Source organism: Actinomadura sp. B10D3, from assembly GCF_039871695.1.
Taxonomy (GTDB): Bacteria; Actinomycetota; Actinomycetes; order Streptosporangiales; family Streptosporangiaceae; genus Spirillospora; species Spirillospora madurae.
The window spans coordinates 418,080-438,163 of the sequence record NZ_JBDPLY010000004.1 but is presented as its reverse complement, the minus strand read 5'-3'; the positions used below and the strand labels follow the sequence as shown (position 1 = coordinate 438,163).

Below are 20,084 nucleotides of genomic sequence, written 5' to 3'. Positions count from 1 at the left end.
CCGGCACCCGGCGAGGCGGCGGGTCAGCGGGCGTGGTGGTCGCGGGGCGTCTCCTTGGCGAACGTCAGGAAGTCGCGGGCCGCGGGCGGCAGCCGCCGGTGCGCGTGGACGAGCCCGATCATGCGGGTGAGGGGCGGCATGAACGACCGGACGGTCACGCCCTCGGTGTCGTCGATCTGGTTGCGGTACCAGAGCAGCGAGCCCATCCCGGCCCGCACCCAGCCGAGCCACGCGCCGCGCTCGTCGGACTCCACCGCCGGGACCGGCCGCGCGCCGATCCGCCGCAGCATCGTGTCGATCTCGGCGCGCGGGGCGCTGCCGCGGGCGGGCAGCACGAGCCGCATCCCGTCCAGCGCGGCCGGCGGCACCGGTTCGCGGACCTTCAGCGCGGGCGGCGAGATCAGCACCACCTCCCGCTGCTCGAACGGGTGCGCGGTCATGTCGCCGGGGACGGGCAGGTCCGTCAGCGCCAGCTCGGCGCGGCCCACCCGCAGCGCCGTCGCGACCTGGTCGCGGTCCGCGCAGCGGATCACCCGGACCCGGACGGCCGGCTGGTCCCGGGCGAAGCGCGGGATGAGCCGGCCCGTCAGCTCCGGCTCCAGGGACGCGGTGACGGCGATGCGCAGCTCCGCGCCCCGCCCGTCGGCGCGGGCGACCGACAGGCCCTCGATCGCGTCGACGGCGTCCAGCGCGACGCGGGCCTGCCGGACGACCTGCTCGCCGACCGGGGTCAGCACGACGCCGCGGCCCGACCGCGCGAACAGCTCGACGCCGAGCTCGCGCTCCAGCTCGCGGACGGCCCGCGACAGCGCGGGCTGAGCCACGTAGAGAGCCTGGGCCGCCGACGTCATCGTGCCGTGGTCGGCGGTCGCCACGACGTAGCGCAGCTGCCGCAGATTCATGCACCGACCGTATGCCAACGAACCGCTGCGGTCCTGGACATAGCCGGATCCGGACCGGGTGTGGCCGCGCCGGTACCGCCGATCAGGCCTTGGCGTCCGGTGCCGGGCCTCCCGGCGGCGCCGCCGGGATCGCCTCCCGCTCGGGCTGGAGCGGCGGGGCGCCGACGCCGCAGTGGCGCCTGCACTCCGGCTCGACGGCCTCGCCGGTCGGCGTGCGCAGCGCGTCGTCGTTCACGGTGAGGAAGGTCAGCACGGCCCCGGCGGCCAGGAGCGCGGCGCACGTGACCATCGCGAGCCGGAACCCGTGCGCGAACTCGCCGGGATCGTTCAGGGCGTCGCCCGTCAGCCCGGTCAGCGGCGGGATCGCCGCCACCGCCAGCAGCCCGGCCGCCCGCGCCACCGCGTTGTTGACGCCGCTGGCCACGCCCGCGTGCCGGGCGTCGGCGGTGGCGAGCACGGTCGCGGTGAGCGGCGCGACCACCGCGGAGAGCCCCAGCCCGAACACCACCACGGCGGGCAGGACGTCCCGGACGTAGGACGAGTCCTCCCCGACCCGGCCGACCAGCAGCATCCCGACCGCCGCCACCACCAGCCCCGCGGTCATCGGGCGCCGCGGGCCGATCTTCTGCGCGAGCGCGCCCGCCCGCGCCGACAGCAGCAGCATCAGCACGGTGACGGGCAGCAGCGCCGTCCCCGCCGCGATCGGCGAGAACCCGCCGACGACCTGGAGGTTGAGCACGAACAGGAAGAACAGCACGCCCATGGCGCCGTACATGATGAACGTGACGACGTTGACGGCGGAGAACTGCCGCGAGGCGAACACGTCCAGCGGCAGCATCGGCTGCGGCGCGGGGTGTCCCGTCCGCGCGCCCGGCAGGTGCGCGCCCCGCCCGCGCATCCGCTCGACCAGCACGAACGCCACCGCCGCCGCCAGCCCGGCGAGGGCGGCGGCGGTGATGACCGGCGGCGCCGCGCCCCCGCCCGGCGCCTCGGTGAGCGCGTAGGTGGTCCCGGCGAGCGCCAGCGCCGCCAGCACCGCGCCGAGGATGTCGAAGCGCCCGCGCGCCTCCGGGTCGACGCTCTCGGGGACGTGCCGGGCCGCGACCAGCACCACGACGGCGGAGAGCGGCACGTTCAGCAGGAACACCCACCGCCAGCCGGCCGCCTCGACCAGCCAGCCGCCGGCGAACGGGCCGACCGCGCCCGCGACGCCGCCGAGGCCCGACCAGGCGCCGACCGCGCGGGGACGGTCGTCGGCCGCGAACGACGCCTGGATGATCGCCAGCGAGCCCGGGGTGAGCAGGGCACCGCCCACGCCCTGCAGCGCCCGCGCCAGGATCAGCGTCTCGATGTTCGGCGCCATGCCGCACAGCACCGACGCGACCGCGAACCAGACCACGCCGACCAGGAAGATGCGGCGCCGCCCGAACCGGTCGCCCAGGGAGCCGCCGAGCAGGATGAAGCCGGCGAGCGTCAGCGTGTAGGCGTTCACGGTCCACTGGAGGCCGGCGACGTCGGCGCCGAGGTCCCGGCCCAGTGCCGGGAGCGCCACGTTGACGACCGTCGCGTCGAGCATCGCCACGCTCGACCCGAGCACGGTCGCCAGCAGGATCCAGCGTCCGGGGCCACTGCGCAGCCGGACGTCGGGCATCAGACGATGAGGTTGTCGACGAAGCACCAGCGCCAGTCCTCGCCCGGCTCGAACGACCGGACGATCGGGTGCCCCTCCTTCTGGTAGTGGGCGGTGGCGTGCCGCATCGGGGAGGAGTCGCAGCAGCCCACATGCCCGCAGCCCAGGCAGAGCCGCAGGTGGACCCACCGCGTCCCTTCGGCGAGGCACTCCTCACAGCCCTGCGGCGTGTTGGGGGACGGATCCTCTGCCGGAACGGTCTGCACGTGATCGCAAGTGGCCATGTCTGAATCGTGCCACGGCGCCGGTAACCGGATCACCAATGATCGGGGCTGAAGGGCTCGTCCTCCGGGCGGGCGGACTCCGACAGCAGCCGCAGGTCCGACTGGACCATCATCGTCACCAGGTCCTCGAACGACACCTCGGGCTCCCAGCCGAGCTGCTCGCGGGCCTTCTTCGGGTCGGCGCACAGCAGATCCACCTCGGCCGGACGCGTGTACTTCGCGTCCAGGACGACGTGGTCCTCCCAGTTCAGGCCCGCCGTGCGGAACGCGAACTCCACCAGCTCGCGTACCGACTGCGTCTGGCCCGTTCCGATGACGTAGTCCTCGGGGGAGTCCTGCGCCAGCATCATCCGCATCGCGCGGGCGTAGTCGCCGGCGAAGCCCCAGTCGCGCCGCGCGTCCAGGTTGCCGAGCCGCAGCTCCGTGGCCAGGCCCAGCTTGATGCGCGCCGCGCCCAGCGACACCTTCCGCGTCACGAACTCGGCGCCCCGGCGCGGCGACTCGTGGTTGAACAGGATGCCGCTGACCGCGAACATCCCGTAGGACTCGCGGTAGTTCTGCGTGATGTAGTGCCCGTAGCTCTTCGCCACCCCGTACGGGCTGCGGGGGTGGAACGGCGTCTTCTCGTTCTGCGGGGTCTCCCGCACCATCCCGAACATCTCCGAGGAGGACGCCTGGTAGAAGCGGATCTGTTCGCTGCCGGGCGTGCGGGACGGGCTGATGCCCGACACCACCCGGATCGCCTCCAGCATCCGCAGCACGCCCATGCCGGTGACCTCGGCGGTCAGCTCGGCCTGCTGCCACGACATCGGCACGTAGGAGATCGCGCCCAGGTTGTAGACCTCGTCGGGCCGGACCCGCTCGACCGCCGAGATCAGGCTGCCCTGGTCCAGCAGGTCGCCGGTGGTGATCTGCACGTCGCCGATGTGCTTGCGCAGCCGCGACACATGGGGGTTCGCCTGCCCCCGCACCAGGCCCCAGACCTCGTACCCCAGCCCGAGCAGATGCTCGGCCAGATACGAGCCGTCCTGTCCGGTGATGCCGGTGATGAGTGCTCGCCTGGACAGCGGATCCTCCATGGCTGAATTAGGTCCGACGCGGGCCCACCACGGGCAGAACCCGCAACGAGCGTGAAATATGAGATTACCGACCAGAACATGTCCATGACGAGGGAGGGCGCCGTTTGAACCGAATTCCCTTCTGGTTCGCCCGCCGGCCCGCGCGTGTGCCACGGTGAGACCCATCATGAGCTCTCCGGACGCGCCGCCGCTGCGGCTGAACGGGCGCGAGATCGGCCCGCGCGCGATCATGGCCGTGGTGAACCGCACGCCCGACTCGTTCTTCGACCGCGGCGCCACCTACGGCTTCGACGCGGCCCTCGCCGCCGCCGGCCGGGCCGTCGCGGCCGGCGCCGACATCGTCGACATCGGCGGGGTGAAGGCCGGCCCCGGGGAGGACGTCGGTGTCGCCGAGGAGCTGCGGCGGGTCGTCGACCTCGTCGCGGCGGTCCGGGAGCGGCACCCGGACGTGGTGATCAGCGTCGACACCTGGCGCGCGGAGGTCGGCGAGGCGGTGGCGCGGGTCGGCGCGGACCTGCTGAACGACACCTGGGGCGGGCCGGACCCGCGGCTCGCCGAGGTCGCCGCGGCGCACGGGATCGGGCTCGTCTGCGCGCACGCCGGCGCCCTCGCCCCCCGCACCCGCCCGCACCGGATCGGCTACGACGACGTCGTGGCGGACGTGGTCGGGCACGTCACCGCCGAGGCCGAGCGCGCCGCCGCCCTCGGCGTCCGCCGGGACGCGATCCTCATCGACCCCGCGCACGACTTCGGCAAGAACACCCGCCACTCGCTGGAGATCACCCGGCGGCTCGGCGAGCTGACCGCCACCGGATGGCCGGTCCTGGTCGCGGTCTCCAACAAGGACTTCATCGGCGAGACCCTCGGGCGCCCCGTCGACAAGCGGGGCGTCGGCACCATGGCCGTCCTCGGTGTCTCCGCGCTGCTCGGCGCCCGCGTGTTCCGCGTCCACGACGTCCCCGCCGCCCGGGCCGCCCTGGACGCCGTCAGCCGCATCGGCGCCGCGGGCTGACCCAACGCGGGCTCAGCGCGGGCTCAGTGCGCGGCCTCGCGCTGGCGGGCCCGGTAGGCGGCCACGTGCATGCGGTTCCCGCACGTGCGGCTGTCGCAGTAGCGGCGGCACCGGTTGCGGGACAGGTCGACCAGCACCCGCGAGCAGTCCGGCGCCTCGCAGGTGCGCAGCCGGTCCAGCTCGCCCGCGGCCACCACGTAGGCCAGCGCCATCCCGCAGTCCGCGGCCAGGTGCTCGCCGAGCGGTGCGCCGGGCGCGAAGAAGTGCACGTGCCAGTCGTAGCCGTCGTGGTCGGTCAGGTGCGGCGTGGCGCGGACCTCGCCGACGATCTCGTTGATCAGCCGGACCGCGGACGGGACGCCCTCCGCGCGGAAGACCGCGTGGAACCGGGCGCGCAGGTCCAGCACCCGGGCCAGGTCGGCCTCGGTGAGCGCGCCGACGTCGCTGAAGGCGTTGCGCTCCACGAACCCGCGCAGGCCCGGCAGCCCGCCGAGCCCCTCCGCGCCGGACGCCGCCGCGCCGGTGTTGATCAGGTCGACGACGACGGCGAGCGCGTGCTCGGTGTCATGAGTGAAGATCACAATGACTCCAGTCTCCGAGGGCCGGGCGGGTGTGCTCCCGGCGGCGCCGCCGGGGCCGGCACGCGGCCCGCGGACCCCACCTTATGACGCGGAGCCCTCCCGTTTACTGGCACACCGCCAATATACGTCGGGGCGCGGGGACGGCCTCGACGGCCGGAACGTTCCACATCCGGACACTTGCGTCGAACGGTGTGGTGGCAACTGGAAGTGGCTGGTTCAGCGCTCGTAATGCGGGTCGGCGACGACCGGGTAGAACGCGTCGGTGTGCTGGACCCGCATCGTGACCGCGGAGCCCTCCAGCGTGTAGTCCGCCTTCACCTGGCGGAACATCGAGTCGCTCGCCCACGGGTTGTAGAGCCGCCCGACCGTCGCGCCGTAGCGCAGGTGGACGACGTCGTAGCCGCCGGACGGCATCGACTCCAGGGTCAGCCCGTCGGCGAGGGAGACGGCGAACCGGAACTCGGTGGGGGCGTCGGGGCCGTGGATGACGGTGAGCAGCCGCACCCCGCCGGCCGTCGTCTGCGCGACGATGTCGGTGTCGACGTCCACGCCGACGAACACCCGCAGGCTGGGACGCAGGACCTGGGCGACGGTGTCGGCGGCCGCCACGTCGATGCCGAGGTGGATCCGCTGCCCGTCCCGCGTCGGCACCCACACGCCGTCACGGGCCCGCTGCCCCCAGGCGACGTCGGGGTTCTCCATCTCCTGGGGCTCGTTCTTGCCCCGCGCGACCAGGATTCTGGAGGCGGCGTTCATCGCCGCGGCAGCCCCGTCCCGTGCATGCCTCATGGCGGGCCCCCTCGCCTTCTGTCATCACTTCCGCGGCTTCACGTTCGCCCTGGGTTTACCACGGGCGGGGCGGGCGGGACGCCCCTTGGCCTGCCCCTGGTCGATAAGCGACGTTCGCCCCGTGCGTCGTTGGACCTTACACCACGCTTATACGCCCCGGTCGGGGCGGGCGCCGAACTCTCCGGCGGCCGTTCCCGGCCGGGGCGGGCGCCGTCACGATGCGCGCTCGGAGCCTCACGCGGGCAGGCGTCCGCGGGCCGTCCCGACGAAAGCGGACGGCCCGCGGCGAGGACCGCCTCAGGCGAGTGCCGGCTCACCCACGGTGACGGAGGCCGACAGGTCGGCGAGGGCCTCGCCGAGCCGGTCGAGCGCGTCGGAGATCCAGGGCAGGGACGCCGGGTCGGGCGCCGCGAGGGCCGCGAGGCGCTGCTCGTCGTCCTCCCCGTAGAGCAGGCTCGGCGCCACCCGCATGCGCAGCGCGGACGGGGCGTCCCCGAAGGAGCTGCCCGGCAGGACGCCGACGCCGTGGCGTTCCAGCAGCAGGTGCGTGAGGTCGGCGGCCGTCCGGACGCCGTGGCCGGTCTCCAGGACCTCCCGGATCGGACCGAAGTCGGGGTAGACGTAGAAGGCCGCTTCCGGACGCGTGACCCGCGCGCCCGCGGCGGCGAACCGGTCGGCGACCGCGCCGGTGATCGCCGCGTGCAGCCGCCGGCTGCGGTCGACGTGCTCGACCAGCTCGGGCGGCTCGGCGAACGCGTACGCGGCGGCGTGCTGCATCGGCGCCGGGGCGCTGGACCAGATCTCGCTCGCCACCCCGAGCAGGCTGCCGCGCAGCGCGGCGCCGAACGGCCCGTCCGGCAGCCGCGCCACCCCGATCCGCCAGCCGCCGGCCGCCAGGCTCTTGCTCAGCGCGGTCGTCACCACCGTCCGCTCCGGCGCGTACAGGGCGGGGGAGGGCACCGTCCGGCCGGGGGAGTGCACCAGGTCGCGGTAGATCTCGTCGGAGATCACGACCAGGTCCTGCTCGCGCGCGACCGCGCACAGCCGCCGGACGGTCGCCTCGGACGCGATCGTCCCCGTCGGGTTGTCGGGCAGCGTCACCACCACGGCCCGCACGTCGCGCCCCCGGGCCCGCGCCCGCACCACGGCGTCCGCCAGCAGCGCGGGGCTCGGCACGCCGCCCTCGCCCGGCGGGGTGGCCACGCGGATCGGCTCCGCCCCCGCCAGGGACGTCTGGGCCGCGTAGCTCACCCAGCTCGGCGCGGCGACCACCACATCACCGCCCAGCGCGGTCAGCAGGGCGAACAGCAGCGGTTTGCTCCCCGGGCCGGCGACGACCGCGGACGGGTCCGTGGGCAGCCCGCGGCGCGCCCAGTATCCGGCCGCGGCGGCGCGCAGGGCGGACGAGCCGGCCACCGGCCCGTAGCCGCCGCGGTCCGCGGCCGCGCCGAGCTCGCGGGTCAGCGCGGGATGGATGGGGATCCCGGCCTCCCCGAAACCGAGCGGGAGCACGCGTTCGCCGCGTCTCCGCTTGCGGGCCATGGCTTCATTGACCGCGAGCGTCGCCGAGAGCGGAACAGGGCGAGGGGTGAACGACACCGGCCGGACGGCGGCGGGATGGTTATGGGCAGGCATGAACTACTCCAAGGCATGCGTGATAGACGGTGGGTGACCGTGGAAATCCCCGTGTGCTGCGACCCTGCCGGGTTCGCTTCATGCTTGCCCCCATTTAGCATCATTACAAGCGACTCTCGTCGATGGTGACCGTAAGATGGGCTGATGCTGGAGCTCCGCCGCCTGCGGCTTCTCGCCGAATTCGCCCGCCGTGGCAGCATCGCGGCGACCGCCGCCGCCCTGGGCTACACGGCCTCGGCGGTCTCCCAGCAACTGGCCGCGCTCGAACGGGAGGCCCGCGTCCCGCTGCTGGACCGGACCGCCCGCAGCGCGGAGCTGACCGATGCCGGACGGCGCCTCGCCGACCGCGCCGAGGAGATCCTCAACCTCGTGGAGATGGCCGAGGCGGAGCTGTCGGCCCAGGCCGACGCCCCCATGGGGCGGGTCGTGGTCACGGCGTTCCCGACCGCCGCCGTGGCGTTCGCGCCCGCGCTGGCGCACAGCCTCGGCGACCATCCCGATCTCACGTTCGTGCTGCGGCAGACCGTGCCCGGCGCGGGGATCCGCCAGGTGCAGAACGGCGAGGTCGACATCGCCCTCATCGACGACTGGACGGGGAAGGTCCCCGAGCAGTCGCCCGCCGCGCTGGAGTTCTTCCACCTGCGGCGCGATCCGCTCGTCCTGGTCGTCCCGAGCACGCACCCCATGTCGCGTCCGGACCGGGTCGTCGACCTGCAGCAGCTCAGGGAGGAGCCGTGGATGGCGGCCCCGCCCGGGGAGCCGTCCCGGCAGGCCGTCGAGCGGCTGCTGGACACCGTCGGCGGGGCCCGTCCCGTCCCCTGGGAGTTCGAGGGGCTGCACACGATCCTGAGCCTCGTGGCGCGGGGGATCGGCATCACCGCGGTGCCGGCGCTCGCCCTGGCCGCCGGCGACCAGGACGTGGCGGTGCGGCGCATCCCCGAGTGCACGCTCGCCCGCGAGGTGTACGCGGTGACCCGGTCCGCGAGCGTGCGCAGGCCGTCGGTCGCGGTCACCCTGCGGGCCATCTACGCCGCCGCCCAGGCCGTCCAGCCGACCCTGCCCGAAGGCTGACCAGCGGTTTTCCGAGACCGGCCCAGGCTTGAAGGCGGCATCCACGGGCATGGCCGATTCCGGCCCGCATCAGCGGCGATGCGGCCCCCGTTCCGAACCAATCGGACTCCGGGCCCGAACTAAGGAGGGAACAACCCGCGCGCTACGGATCGTTCGAAAACGGACGGCCACGTGCGGATCATCACGTACGGTGGTGCGAATCGTGAGCACATCCGAGACCATGCACACCGATCGGGGAGCGCAACTCTCGATGGAACGACCGGCGACCACGACCGCCGAACCGCCAGGGGCGGTTCGGGCGGAGCTGCCGCAGGACGGCCACGCGGGTGGCCACCACGTGTTCGAACTGCCGCGGGTGACCGCGCTGTTGATGCACGCGCTCCCGCGGTTCGTCGAGGGGGTCATCGCGCCCGTCGCGGTCTTCTACGCCGCGCTGACCCTCCTCGGGCTGAACGGCGCCCTGGTGGCCGCCGTCGCCTGGGTGTACGGCGGGATCATCTACAGGTACGTCCGCGGGCACCCGGTGTCGGGGATGCTGATGCTGGCCGCGGTCGGCGTGACGGTCCGCGCCATCCTGGCCGCCGCGACCCACAGCGCCGTGGTCTACTTCCTCCAGCCGACCCTCGGCACGCTCGCCGTCAGCATGGCCTTCCTCGCTTCGGTACCCCTCGGTAGACCGCTCGCGATGAAGCTCGCCAAGGACATGGCGCCGATTCCAGACGCCTTCTACAAGCACGCCAGGGTCCACCAGTTCTTCCTGCGCATCTCGCTGCTGTGGTCGGCGGTGCTGCTCGCCAACGTGGGCATCAGCCTCTGGATGCTGTTCAATCAGTCGATCAGCATGTACCTGTGGATCCGCACCGGCATCGTCGCCGGGCTCGGCGCGATCGGCATCGCGGTGTCGGTCTGGGGCTTCAAGCGCGTCGTCCGCCACGTCAACCGCGAGCCCGCGCGGGCGTCCGGCACCGGCTCCGCCGCCTGACCGGGCCCGCCCCCTCCGGCCGTACGGCCGATTCCCGTTTCGCTCCGAACCCGCGGCCGGTTCGGAGCGTCTCCCTACACAGACAGATTTCACCGGACACAGGGTGAATGTGCGGGGTTTGGGGGAGTTCGTGGCAAGCAAGGGTCGTTTGGGGCTTGTGGTGACCGGGGGCACGGGCGCGATGGTGCTGCTGGTGACCGGCTGCTCGATCGGGAGCGCCGGCAAGCTCGCCTCGGGCGGGTCCGACACGGCGGTGACGATCACGCCGGCCAACGGGACCGCCCAGGTCAAGCCGGACGGGACGATCGAGGTGAAGGCCTCCGGCGCCAAGCTGCGCGCCGTCACCGTCCAGGGGCAGGGCGCCACCGTCACCGGCAAGTACGGCGACGGCCGCAAGACGTGGCGGTCCACGCGCACCATGACGCCCGGCACGTCCTACACCGTCACCGCGCAGACCGACGGCGGGAAGTCCCGGACGGTCACCAGCTCGTTCACGACGCTGAAGCCGTCCCAGACGCTGTCGATCACGGACATCACCCCGAACATCACCGGGGAGAAGGTCGGCGTCGGCATGCCGATCATCGTCAGGTTCGACCACCCGGTCACCGACAAGGCCGCCGTGGAGCGGGCGCTGCGCGTCACGCCGGACAAGCCGGTCGAGGGCGCGTGGCGCTGGGTCGGCAACGACCAGGTGATCTACCGGACGAAGACGTACTGGCAGCCCCACCAGACGGTCCGCTTCCAGGCGAACCTCGCGGGGGTGAACGCGGGCAACGGCGTCTACGGGGCCAAGGACGCGAAGGCGACCCTCGCCATCGGCGCCGCGCAGATCACCACCGGCGACATCGGCGGCCATCACATGACGGTCACCCGGGACGGCAAGAAGCTGCGGACGATCCCGTTCAGCGCCGGCAACGGCCAGACGCGGGAGTTCACCACCACCAGCGGCGTCCACCTGCTGATGGAGAAGGGCAACCCGGTCACGATGACGTCGCCGGGCCGCAAGGAGGGCGACCCCGGCTACTACAAGCAGGTCGTCAACTACGCGGTCCGCTTCTCCAACAGCGGCGAGTACGTGCACTCGGCGCCGTGGTCCGTCGGCTCGCAGGGCTCCGCGAACGTCAGCCACGGCTGCCTGAACGTCAGCCCGGCCAACGCCAAGTGGTACTACGACACCATGCAGCGCGGCGACGTGATCAAGCTGACCGGCACGAACCGGGAGGTCGAGCACGACAACGGCTGGGGCTTCTGGCAGCTCTCCTTCGACAAGTGGCGCGAGGGCAGCGCGCTCCGCTGAACCGCGGCCCGAACCGCGTTCGGCTACGGCCCGGGGCCAGACGTCCGCGCTCTGCAACGCTTTGATCTCGGACGCCCGTCAAAACCCCGGGTCGTGGCATGATCGTCGACTTTTGTCGCTAATGTCTTTGTGATAGACGGCGGGGTTTCTGGAGGTTGTGGTGCAGCGGAGGGTTTCCGCAGGTGTTCGCGCAGGTGCCGGCGTGGCAGGGGCCGTATTGCTCCTGACGACGGCCTGCAGCGGGGGAGAGAAGGACTCCGGCGTCACCGTCGGAGAGAAGGGCGACGCCAACGCCCCGCAGGTGACGGTGAATCCGGGCAACGGCAACACCAAGGCCAAGCCCGAGGACGGCGTCGTCGTGACCGCCGCCGGCGGCACGCTTGAGCAGGTCACCGTCACCCTCAGGGGGAAGCCGGTGGACGGCGCCATGGCCGCCGACAAGACCAGTTGGAAGTCGCGCACGCTGCGCCCCGGAGCCAAGTACCAGGTCACCGCCGTCGCCAAGAGCCCCAAGGGCAAGTCGACCACGGTCAACGCCACGTTCGCCACGATGAAGGCGGCGAACGAGCTGGACATCGTGGACGTCACCCCGAGCAAGAACGAGAAGGTCGGCATCGGGATGCCGATCCAGGTGACCTTCAACCGCGCCGTCGGCGACAAGAAGGCCGTCGAGAAGGCGCTGGAGGTCAAGTCGGCCAAGCCCGCCACCGGCGCGTGGTACTGGGTGAACGACACGACGGTGATCTTCCGCACCAAGAACGGCACCTGGTGGGCTCCCAACCAGAAGGTGACGTTCACGGCGAAGCTGGCGGGCGTCAAGTCGGGCAAGCGGACCTACGGCGTCTCGGACTTCGCCCGCGGCTTCCGCATCGGCGACGCCCACATGGTCAACATCAGCACCAAGAAGAAGAAGGCCGTCGTCACCAAGAACGGCAAGAAGGTCCGCAGCTGGCCGATCAGCGCGGGCAAGGGCGGCCGCGTCGTCAACGGCGTCGACACCTACCTCACCACCAGCGGCATCCACCTGACCATGGGCAAGGAGAATCCGGCGATCATGACGTCGGAGTGGATGGGCGTCGATCCGAAGGACAAGAAGAACGGCGGCTACCGGGAGGTCATCCCGCACGCGGTCCGGATCTCCAACAGCGGCGAGTACATCCACTCCATGGCCGCCACCGTCTGGGCGCAGGGCCGGCAGAACGTCAGCCACGGCTGCGTCAACTCGCCGCCCAAGGACGCCCGCTGGTACTACAGCTGGTCCTACCGCGGCGACCCGGTGATCATCACCGGCAGCAAGCGGAAGCTCGACCCGATGAACGGCTGGAGCTACTACCAGATGTCGTGGAGCCGCTGGGTCAAGGGCTCGGCGCTCGACCGAACCGTGACCACCGGGTGACGATGATCGGACGACTCGCGGGGAACGAAGCGGACAAAGTCGTCTGCCTGCGGGGGGTCCGATGGGGGAGTCAACGCGACCGCTGCGTCTGAAGCGCCGCGTCCGGCGCAGGGCACACCGTGTCCTGCGCCGGACGGCGTTCTGGGCCCTGCGCCCGCTGCGGCTGAGGCCCGTCCCGCCGCGCGGTGAGCGGGTCCGCGTCCGGATCCTCCTGCAGAACGCACACGGCACGGGCGGGACGATCCGCACGGTGCTGAACCTGTCCGGGCACCTGGCCCGCGACCACGACGTCGAGATCGTCAGCGTCCTCAAGCGGAGCAAGAAGCCGTTCTTCCCGATCCCCGCAGGGGTGAAGGTGACCTATGCGGACGACAGGCTCGTCCCCAAGGGCAGGACGGCGCGCCTGCTCTCCCGGTTCCCGAGCCTCCTGACGCCGGTGGACGAGGCGTCGTTCCGCCTGATGAACCTCTGGTCGGACCTGTGCCTGCTGCGCGCCGTGTACGGCTCGCCGGCCGACGTCCTCATGCCGACCCGGCCGTCCCTCAACCTGCTGGTCGCCGAGCTCGGCCCGCGCGGCGCCGTGACGATCGGGCAGGACCACATGAGCCTGGAGTCCTACCAGCCCTGGCTGCGCCGGGAGATCCTCCGCCGCTACCGGCGCCTCACCGTCGTCACCACGCTCACCGAGGCCGCCCGCGCCGGCTACCGGACCGCCCTCGCCGGCTCCGGCGTGCGGGTCGTACAGATCCCGAACGCCGCGCCGCGCCTGCCGTCCCGCCCGTCCCGGCGCGAGCACAAGGTGGTCCTGGCCGCCGGGCGGCTCGTGCACACCAAGGGCTTCGACCTGCTCGTCCGCGCCTTCGCGCCGATCGCCGCCGACCACCCGGACTGGACGCTGCGCGTCTTCGGGGGAGGCCCCCGCCGGGACAAGCTGCTCGCCCTGATCGAGGAGCTCGGTCTCACCGGCCGGGCCGAGCTGCTCCCCCGCACCCGGGACCTGCACGGCGAGATGGAGCGGTCGTCGATCTACGCGCTGTCGTCCCGCCGGGAGGGCATGCCGATGGTCGTCATCGAGGCCATGGGGATGGGCCTGCCGGTGGTGTCGTTCGACTGCCCGTTCGGCCCCCGCGAGCTGATCACCCCGGGCCGCGACGGGCTGCTGGTCCCGCCCGGCGACGTGGACGCCTTCACCGCGGCGCTCCGCACGCTGATCGAGGACCCCGGCCTGCGGGACCGGCTGGGCGAGGAGGCGCTGCGGTCCGCGCGCGCCCACCACCTGGACCGCATCGGCCCCCGGTGGTCCACCCTCATCTCCGCGTCCTGCGGGGAGGGCGGCCGGCGGCCCGTTCAGCCGCCGCTGAGCAGCCCCCGGACGTAGGCCGCCTGGCCCGCGTGCTGGAGGTCGTCGGAGATCACGCTGATCAGCCGCACGGCGAGCGTGACCGGCGGATCCCACGACCGGTCGACGATCCGCTCCAGGTCGCCGTCGGCCAGCCCGGCCACGTACTCGACGGTCCGGTCGTGCACGGCGTCGTGGTAGCCGGTCAGCAGGTCCGCCGACTCGACCCGGACCGCGGCGACCTCGTCCGTGGCGTGCCCGTATCCGGTGTCGGACGTGGCGAGCGGCAGCCCGAACCGCTCGGCCCAGCCGTCGCCGGTCCACACCTGCCCGGTGCCCGCGGCGTCGGCGACGTGGTCGTCCTGGATACGGGTGAGATGCCACACCAGCCACGCGATCGAATTGGCGCCGCCGGCGGGCCGGTGGGCGAGCTGGTCCGCGGTGAGGCCCCGGACCGCCCCGTGGACGACCTGCTGGACCCGGTCGAACGCGTCGGTGAGCAGTTGCGCACTGGTCATTGCTCCGACGCTACCTTGATCGCTGCCGGCTCGCGCACCCGGCTCGGCAGGCGGACGGTCACCACGAGCCCGCCGCCCTCGCGCGGCGCCGCGGTCACCGTGCCGCCGTGGGCGGTCGCGGTGGCGCGCACGATCGACAGGCCGAGCCCGGAGCCGCGGTCGGAGCGCACCCGGTCGTTGCCGAGCCGGCGGAACGGCTCGAAGATCGTCTCCACCTCGTAGGGGGGCACGACCGGGCCCGTGTTGGTGACGACGACCTCGGCCCACCCGTCCCGCCCCCGGGTGGCGACGTGGAGTTCGCCACCCTCGTGGTTGTGCCGGACCGCGTTCTCGACGAGGTTCTGCACGAGCCGCTCGACGAGCACTGGGTCGCCCGCCGTGGGGGCCGGGCACAGCCGCCGGTCGACGGTCACGTCGCGGGCCCTGGCCTCGGCGGCGGCCTGCTGAAGGACGTGCCCCGCCACGTCGGCCAGGTCCAGCGGCCCGGTGTCGGTCACGGCGTTCTCGGTGCCGGCGAGGGTGAGCAGCCCGTCGATGAGCCGCTCGTGCCGCCCGTTGACGACCAGGAGCGACTCGCCCAGCCGTTTGACGTCGTCGGTCGCGTCCGGGCGGCGCACCGCCACGTCGACCAGCGTCCGGTTGATCGCGAGCGGGGTGCGCAGCTCGTGCGAGGCGTTCGCGACGAACCGGCGCTGCCCCTCGAACGCCCGCGCCAGCCGGCCGAGCATCATGTCGAAGGTGTCGGCCAGCTCCTTGACGTCGTCGCGCGGCCCCTCGTAGGTGATCCGCTCGGTGAGGTCGTGGCTGCGCGCCACCCGCCGCGCCGTCTCGGTGATCGCGTGGACGGGGCGCAGCGCCCGGTCGGCGAGCAGCCAGCCGAAGCCGAGCCCCGCCGCGCCGACCAGCCCGAGCGCGAGGCCGCCCTGGGTGAGCAGGGCGTTGAGCGTCTCCCGCTCGTAGTCCTCGCGGCCCTTGACCAGGAACCCCTCCACCTTCGAGGCGGTGACCGTGACGGTGTCGTTGGGCGCCGGGGCGGCCTGGCCCGCGGGCCCCACGGCCTTGCTCGCGGGCCCGACGGCCTCGAAGGCGCGGTTCAGCGGCGTGGGGTCGCCCGCCTGCTGCAGGTTGTTCTGGACGAGAAGGTAGGTCAGGCCCAGGAGGACGATGCCGGCGCAGACGAAGAGGCCGGTGTAGAGCAGGGTCAGCCGCACCCGGATGGTCGGCCGCAGCCTGTCGGTGAACGTCGTCATGGAATCCGGTACCCCACTCCCGGGACGGTCTCGATGACCGGGGGGTCACCGAGTTTGCGGCGCAGCTTCATCAGCGTCACCCGGACGGTGTTGGTGAACGGGTCGGTGTGCTCGTCCCACACCTTCTCCAGCAGCCGTTCGGCGGACACGATCGTCCCGTCCGCGCGCAGCAGCTCGGCGAGCAGCCCGAACTCCTTGCGCGCCAGGTGCACGTACCGGCCGTCGCGGAACACCTCCCGGCGGGCCGGGTCGAGCCTGATCCCGGCGCGCTCCAGCGCCGGCGGCGCCGCCGGGCGGGCCCGCCGGCCGAGGGCCTGGATGCGCGCCACCAGCTCCTCGAACGCGAACGGCTTGGTCAGGTAGTCGTCCGCGCCGATCCGCAGCCCGTCGACCCGGGCCGGGACCGTGACGGAGGCGGTGAGCATCAGCACCCGGACGAGCCCGCCGGACTCCACGACCGACCGGCACACGTCGTCGCCGTGCACGACCGGCAGGTCGCGGTCGAGGACGAGCACGTCGTAGTCGTGCACCGCGAGCCGTTCGAGCGCGGCGTCCCCGTCGTAGACCACGTCCACGGCCAGGGCCTCGGCCCGCAGCCCCTCGGCGATCGAATCGGCGAGCATCCGCTCGTCCTCGGCGACCAGTATCCGCACGCGTTCCGTCCTTGTCTCCGGGGCGCCGCCCCGGCGCTTCCTGCCGCCCCAGCTTCGGGGAGGGGGCGTAACGCGGGCGTAACGCGATCCGGTTACGCCGGGGTTACCCGCCCGCCGCTGGACTTGCGGTCACCGCCGGCGCTCCGCCCGGCGGACACGACAAGGAGACCGACCGATGCGACGACAGACGCTCGCGGCCCTGGCGCTGCTTCCGGCTCTGGCCCTGAGCGCGCAGGGCTGCGGGACCCTGGGCGGGAGCGCGGATGCGAGCGGTACCGCCAAGGCGGCCAGCGACCAGGACAAGATGCGGAAGTTCGCCCAGTGCATGCGCGACAACGGGGTCGACATGAAGGACCCGACGGGGGACGGCCGGGTGGAGATCCGGGCGTCCGCCGCACCCGGCCAGAGCGGCGGCCCCGGCAAGACCATGAAGGTGGACGGCAAGGTCGAGGCGGCGCAGAAGAAGTGCCGGCACCTGATGCCGAACGGCGGCAAGCCGCCCAAGCCCAAGCCGGAGGAGCTGGCGAAGATGCGCGCCTTCTCCAAGTGCATGCGCGACAACGGCATCAGCGAGTTCCCGGACCCGCAGCCCGACGGCGGTATGACGATCGAGGCGGGGAAGGGCACCGGGCTGAACCCGGAGAGCCAGAAGTTCAAGAAGGCCCAGGAGACGTGTTCGAAGTACTCGCCGGACGGCGGCAAGGGCCCCATGCTGCGCACGGGTCCGCGGTAGTGGCCAGGACGCGCGCCATCGCGCTCGGCGCGGCCGGGATGGTCGTGGCCGGCGGCGCGGGCCTCGCCACCGCCGGCCTCGGCGGCGGCGAGCCGACCGCCGCGCACAGCTCGCTGCCGCCCGCGACGGCCCCGGTCGAGCGGACGACGCTGGTCGAGACGCAGGACGTCGACGGGACGCTCGGCCACGGCGGCACCCGCACCATCGCCGGCGCCGGCGGGGGCACCGTCACCTGGCTGGCCGGCCCGGGCTCGGTGGTCTCCAGGGGCCGGTCGGTGTACCGGGTCGACGACGAACCGGTGCCGCTGCTGTACGGAAGGCTGCCGCTGTACAGGACGCTCGCCGAAGGGACCAAGGGCGCCGACGTCCTCCAGCTCGAACGGAACCTCAGCGCCCTCGGCTACACCGGGTTCACCGTCGACAAGACGTTCGGCTCCGCCACCACCGCGGCCGTGAAGCGGTGGCAGGAGGACCTCGGCGTGACCGAGACCGGCATCGTCCGGCCCGGCGAGGCCGTCGTGGCCCCCGGACGGATCCGGGTGGCCGCGCGCAAGGCCTCCGTCGGGGACAAGGTCGGCGGGCCGGTGCTCACCTACACCGGGACCGCCCGCGTCGTGACCGTCGACCTGGACGTGGAGTACCGGCGGCTCGCCAGGAAGGGCGCGGCGGTGGAGGTCGAGCTGCCGTCCGGCGACACCGTGAAGGGCAGGATCGGCTCGGTCGGGAAGGTCGCCGAGGAGGGCGGCAACGACCAGCCGGCGACGGTGGAGGTCGAGATCGCGGTCGCGGGGGGCAAGGAGCTCGGCTCCTACGACAAGGCGCCCGTGGTGGTGCACCTCACCGCGAGCCGGCACGCCGACGTCCTCGCCGTCCCGATCGGCGCGCTGCTCGCCCAGGGCGACGGCGGCTACGCCGTCCAGGTCGTGGACGGCGGGCGGGTCCGCACGGTGCCGGTGGAGACCGGCGTGTTCACCGAGGGCAAGGTCGAGGTCTCGGGCCAGGGCCTGTCCGAGGGCATGAAGGTCGGGGTCCCCTCATGAGCCCCGTCGTCGAACTGCGCGAGGTCACCAAGACCTACCCGGGCGGGGTCACGGCCCTGGACTCGGTGTCGCTCAAGGTCGAGGAACGCGAGCTGGTCGCGATCGTCGGGCCGTCCGGGTCCGGGAAGTCGACGATGCTGCATCTGCTCGGGACCCTGGACCGGCCGAGCGCCGGCACCGTCCTGGTCGAGGGGACCGACGTGTCGCGGCTCCCGGACCGGCGCCTGTCGGCGCTGCGCGCCCGCCGGATCGGATTCGTCTTCCAGCAGTTCCATCTCGCCGGGGGAGTGGCCGCCCTCGACAACGTCGCGGACGGGCTGCTCTACGGGGGCGTGCCGCTCGCGCAGCGGCGCCGCCGGGCCCGCCTCGCCCTGGAGCGCGTCGGGCTCGGGTACCGCCTCGGCCACCGGCCGCACCAGCTGTCCGGGGGCGAGAGGCAGCGCGTCGCGATCGCCCGCGCGGTGGTCGGGGAGCCCGCGCTGCTGCTCGCGGACGAGCCGACCGGCGCGCTGGACTCGGCGTCCGGCGCGGGCGTCCTGGAGCTGCTCGGCGAGCTGTCCGCCGCGGGGACGACCGTCGTCCTCATCACCCACGACCGGGACATCGCCGCGCTCCTGCCCCGCCAGGTGCGCATGCGCGACGGCCGGGTCGTCCACGACGACGCACTGGTGGAGGCGCCGTGACCGCGAGGATCCCGCCGCCGGAGTCGCCCGCGCGGCTCGGGCCGGGCGACGTGCTGCGCGTCGGCGCCGCCGGGCTGCGGTCCCGCCCGATGCGGGTGTTCCTGTCGGCCCTCGGCATCGCGATCGGCATCGCCGCGATGATCGGCGTCGTCGGCATCTCGACGTCCAGCCGCGCCCAGCTCCAGGCCACCCTCGACCGGCTCGGCACCAACCTGCTCACCGTGGGGCCCGGCCGGGACCTCTTCGGGGAGGACGCCAAGCTGCCGAAGGAGTCGGTCGGCATGGTGGGCCGGATGCCGGACGTGGAGTCCGCGTCGGCGACGGCCAAGTTGACCGACACCAGCGTCTACCGCAACGACCACATCCCGGAGGGGGAGAGCGGCGGGATCAGCGTCCTCGCGGCGCGCCTCGACCTCCCGAAGACCGTGGGCCTCACCATGGCCGCCGGCACGTGGCTGAACGCGGGAACGGCGAAGTACCCGGCCGTGGTACTGGGCGCCGAGTCGGCCGACCGCCTCGGCGTGTCGGCGCCGAACATGCAGGTGTGGCTCGGATCGCAGTGGTTCACCGTCGTCGGCATCCTGGAGCCGAACCAGCTCGCGCCGGACCTGGACTCGGCGGCGCTCGTCGGCTGGGACGCCGCCGCCGCGCACCTCGGCTTCGACGGCCACCCCACCACCGTCTACACCCGCGCCCGCAAGGACGCGGTGGCGAAGGTGCGGGAGCTGCTGGCCGCCACCGCCAACCCGCAGGCGCCGAACGAGGTCGAGGTCAGCCGTCCCTCGGACGCGCTGGCCGCGGAGAACGCCACCGACCGGGCGTTCACCGGGCTGCTCCTCGGCCTCGGGGGCGTCGCGCTGCTGGTCGGCGGCGTCGGCGTCGCCAACACGATGGTGATCTCCGTTCTGGAGCGCCGCGCCGAGATCGGCCTGCGCCGCTCCCTCGGCGCGACCCGCGGCCAGATCCGGATGCAGTTCCTCACCGAGTCGCAGCTCCTCGCCGCGCTCGGCGGGGCCGGGGGCGTGGCCATCGGCATCGTGGTCACCGCGGTGTTCGCCGTGTCGCAGGGCTGGCCGACCGTCGTCCCGATCTGGGCGATGGCCGGCGGGATCCTCGCGACCCTCCTCATCGGGGGCGTCGCCGGCCTCTACCCGGCCCTGCGCGCCGCCCGCCTGTCCCCGACGGAGGCCCTGGCGGCACCATGACACGG

Annotated in this window: 20 protein-coding genes; 10 read left to right on the top strand and 10 right to left on the bottom strand. The window is 73.1% G+C overall.

What is annotated here, in order from left to right:
- Nucleotides 1–23 precede the first annotated feature (23 nt).
- From ABGB11_RS10410 to ABGB11_RS10395, 4 genes are all read right to left on the bottom strand, one after another.
- Nucleotides 24–902: a LysR family transcriptional regulator gene (locus ABGB11_RS10410; RefSeq protein WP_347631276.1), complete on the bottom strand. Its 879-nt coding sequence runs from the start codon at nucleotides 900–902 to the stop codon at nucleotides 24–26.
- An 82-nt stretch (nucleotides 903–984) separates the two neighbouring features.
- Entirely contained in the window at nucleotides 985–2,553 is a 1,569-nt protein-coding gene (locus ABGB11_RS10405; RefSeq protein WP_347631274.1) for an MFS transporter, read from the bottom strand.
- Entirely contained in the window at nucleotides 2,553–2,816 is a 264-nt protein-coding gene (locus ABGB11_RS10400) for a UBP-type zinc finger domain-containing protein (protein ID WP_347631272.1), read from the bottom strand. Before ABGB11_RS10400 ends, ABGB11_RS10405 begins: the two co-directional genes overlap by 1 nt.
- Nucleotides 2,817–2,848: 32 nt before the next feature.
- A complete protein-coding gene (locus tag ABGB11_RS10395; RefSeq protein ID WP_347631328.1) occupies nucleotides 2,849–3,883 on the bottom strand; it encodes a GDP-mannose 4,6-dehydratase in 1,035 nt (344 codons plus the stop codon).
- 178 nt (nucleotides 3,884–4,061) lie between these two features.
- Between ABGB11_RS10395 and folP the strand changes: the two genes are divergently transcribed.
- Entirely contained in the window at nucleotides 4,062–4,907 is an 846-nt protein-coding gene (folP, locus tag ABGB11_RS10390; protein WP_347631270.1) for a dihydropteroate synthase, read from the top strand.
- A 23-nt stretch (nucleotides 4,908–4,930) separates the two neighbouring features.
- On the opposite strand, the gene ABGB11_RS10385 is transcribed toward folP, so the two are convergent.
- From ABGB11_RS10385 to ABGB11_RS10375, 3 genes are all read right to left on the bottom strand, one after another.
- Nucleotides 4,931–5,488 (bottom strand): CGNR zinc finger domain-containing protein, encoded by a 558-nt coding sequence (locus tag ABGB11_RS10385; RefSeq protein ID WP_347631268.1) that lies wholly within the window; start codon nucleotides 5,486–5,488, stop codon nucleotides 4,931–4,933.
- Nucleotides 5,489–5,704: 216 nt separating this feature from the next.
- Nucleotides 5,705–6,277, bottom strand: coding sequence for a hypothetical protein (locus tag ABGB11_RS10380; protein WP_347631266.1), 573 nt, complete (start codon nucleotides 6,275–6,277; stop codon nucleotides 5,705–5,707).
- A gap of 297 nt (nucleotides 6,278–6,574) precedes the next feature.
- Nucleotides 6,575–7,912, bottom strand: a complete 1,338-nt coding sequence (locus ABGB11_RS10375; protein WP_347631264.1) for a pyridoxal phosphate-dependent aminotransferase — start codon at nucleotides 7,910–7,912, stop codon at nucleotides 6,575–6,577.
- A gap of 144 nt (nucleotides 7,913–8,056) precedes the next feature.
- Here ABGB11_RS10375 and ABGB11_RS10370 point away from each other — a divergent pair, with 144 nt between their 5' ends.
- From ABGB11_RS10370 to ABGB11_RS10350, 5 genes are all read left to right on the top strand, one after another.
- A complete protein-coding gene (locus tag ABGB11_RS10370) occupies nucleotides 8,057–8,983 on the top strand; it encodes a LysR family transcriptional regulator (RefSeq protein ID WP_347631262.1) in 927 nt (308 codons plus the stop codon).
- 250 nt (nucleotides 8,984–9,233) lie between these two features.
- Nucleotides 9,234–9,965 carry a VC0807 family protein gene (locus ABGB11_RS10365; RefSeq protein WP_347631260.1) on the top strand — a complete coding sequence of 244 codons (732 nt, stop codon included), beginning with the start codon at nucleotides 9,234–9,236 and terminating at the stop codon, nucleotides 9,963–9,965.
- Between the two features lie 160 nt (nucleotides 9,966–10,125).
- The gene (locus ABGB11_RS10360) at nucleotides 10,126–11,262 is read left to right on the top strand and encodes an Ig-like domain-containing protein (RefSeq protein ID WP_347631258.1); all 1,137 of its coding nucleotides are present in this window, start codon (nucleotides 10,126–10,128) and stop codon (nucleotides 11,260–11,262) included.
- A gap of 202 nt (nucleotides 11,263–11,464) precedes the next feature.
- Nucleotides 11,465–12,658, top strand: a complete 1,194-nt coding sequence (locus ABGB11_RS10355) for an Ig-like domain-containing protein (protein WP_347631256.1) — start codon at nucleotides 11,465–11,467, stop codon at nucleotides 12,656–12,658.
- Between the two features lie 61 nt (nucleotides 12,659–12,719).
- Nucleotides 12,720–14,036, top strand: coding sequence for a glycosyltransferase family 4 protein (locus ABGB11_RS10350; RefSeq protein ID WP_347631254.1), 1,317 nt, complete (start codon nucleotides 12,720–12,722; stop codon nucleotides 14,034–14,036).
- Here ABGB11_RS10350 and ABGB11_RS10345 read toward each other — a convergent pair.
- From ABGB11_RS10345 to ABGB11_RS10335, 3 genes are read right to left on the bottom strand one after another with little or no spacing between them, the layout of a single operon-like run.
- Nucleotides 14,006–14,515 (bottom strand): DUF664 domain-containing protein, encoded by a 510-nt coding sequence (locus ABGB11_RS10345; protein WP_347631253.1) that lies wholly within the window; start codon nucleotides 14,513–14,515, stop codon nucleotides 14,006–14,008. The two genes, ABGB11_RS10350 and ABGB11_RS10345, sit on opposite strands and share 31 nt — an antisense overlap.
- The gene (locus tag ABGB11_RS10340) at nucleotides 14,512–15,765 is read right to left on the bottom strand and encodes a HAMP domain-containing sensor histidine kinase (protein WP_347631251.1); all 1,254 of its coding nucleotides are present in this window, start codon (nucleotides 15,763–15,765) and stop codon (nucleotides 14,512–14,514) included. Before ABGB11_RS10340 ends, ABGB11_RS10345 begins: the two co-directional genes overlap by 4 nt.
- Nucleotides 15,762–16,418 carry a response regulator transcription factor gene (locus tag ABGB11_RS10335; protein WP_347631249.1) on the bottom strand — a complete coding sequence of 219 codons (657 nt, stop codon included), beginning with the start codon at nucleotides 16,416–16,418 and terminating at the stop codon, nucleotides 15,762–15,764. Before ABGB11_RS10335 ends, ABGB11_RS10340 begins: the two co-directional genes overlap by 4 nt.
- Before the next feature lie 175 nt (nucleotides 16,419–16,593).
- On the opposite strand from ABGB11_RS10335, the gene ABGB11_RS10330 reads away from it, so the two are divergent.
- The 4 genes from ABGB11_RS10330 to ABGB11_RS10315 are packed head-to-tail and all read left to right on the top strand — an operon-like array spanning nucleotide 16,594 to nucleotide 20,079.
- Nucleotides 16,594–17,151, top strand: coding sequence for a hypothetical protein (locus tag ABGB11_RS10330; RefSeq protein ID WP_347631247.1), 558 nt, complete (start codon nucleotides 16,594–16,596; stop codon nucleotides 17,149–17,151).
- A complete protein-coding gene (locus ABGB11_RS10325) occupies nucleotides 17,151–18,191 on the top strand; it encodes a peptidoglycan-binding protein (protein WP_347631246.1) in 1,041 nt (346 codons plus the stop codon). The genes ABGB11_RS10330 and ABGB11_RS10325 overlap by 1 nt, the downstream gene beginning before the upstream one ends.
- Entirely contained in the window at nucleotides 18,188–18,874 is a 687-nt protein-coding gene (locus ABGB11_RS10320; RefSeq protein ID WP_347631244.1) for an ABC transporter ATP-binding protein, read from the top strand. Before ABGB11_RS10325 ends, ABGB11_RS10320 begins: the two co-directional genes overlap by 4 nt.
- Entirely contained in the window at nucleotides 18,871–20,079 is a 1,209-nt protein-coding gene (locus ABGB11_RS10315) for an ABC transporter permease (RefSeq protein WP_347631243.1), read from the top strand. The genes ABGB11_RS10320 and ABGB11_RS10315 overlap by 4 nt, the downstream gene beginning before the upstream one ends.
- The last annotated feature ends 5 nt before the right edge of the window (nucleotides 20,080–20,084 follow it).

Bases quoted from the DNA above. Each gene is read 5' to 3' on its own strand.
- ABGB11_RS10380 (WP_347631266.1), bottom strand. From the start codon at position 6,277: ATGAGGCATGCACGGGACGGGGCTGCCGCGGCGATGAACGCCGCCTCC.
- ABGB11_RS10350 (WP_347631254.1), top strand. From the start codon at position 12,720: ATGGGGGAGTCAACGCGACCGCTGCGTCTGAAGCGCCGCGTCCGGCGC.
- ABGB11_RS10370 (WP_347631262.1), top strand. From the start codon at position 8,057: ATGCTGGAGCTCCGCCGCCTGCGGCTTCTCGCCGAATTCGCCCGCCGT.
- ABGB11_RS10365 (WP_347631260.1), top strand. From the start codon at position 9,234: ATGGAACGACCGGCGACCACGACCGCCGAACCGCCAGGGGCGGTTCGG.
- folP (WP_347631270.1), top strand. From the start codon at position 4,062: ATGAGCTCTCCGGACGCGCCGCCGCTGCGGCTGAACGGGCGCGAGATC.
- ABGB11_RS10410 (WP_347631276.1), bottom strand. From the start codon at position 902: ATGAATCTGCGGCAGCTGCGCTACGTCGTGGCGACCGCCGACCACGGC.
- ABGB11_RS10400 (WP_347631272.1), bottom strand. From the start codon at position 2,816: ATGGCCACTTGCGATCACGTGCAGACCGTTCCGGCAGAGGATCCGTCC.
- ABGB11_RS10405 (WP_347631274.1), bottom strand. From the start codon at position 2,553: ATGCCCGACGTCCGGCTGCGCAGTGGCCCCGGACGCTGGATCCTGCTG.
- ABGB11_RS10330 (WP_347631247.1), top strand. From the start codon at position 16,594: ATGCGACGACAGACGCTCGCGGCCCTGGCGCTGCTTCCGGCTCTGGCC.
- ABGB11_RS10345 (WP_347631253.1), bottom strand. From the start codon at position 14,515: ATGACCAGTGCGCAACTGCTCACCGACGCGTTCGACCGGGTCCAGCAG.
- ABGB11_RS10340 (WP_347631251.1), bottom strand. From the start codon at position 15,765: ATGACGACGTTCACCGACAGGCTGCGGCCGACCATCCGGGTGCGGCTG.
- ABGB11_RS10320 (WP_347631244.1), top strand. From the start codon at position 18,188: ATGAGCCCCGTCGTCGAACTGCGCGAGGTCACCAAGACCTACCCGGGC.
- ABGB11_RS10375 (WP_347631264.1), bottom strand. From the start codon at position 7,912: ATGCCTGCCCATAACCATCCCGCCGCCGTCCGGCCGGTGTCGTTCACC.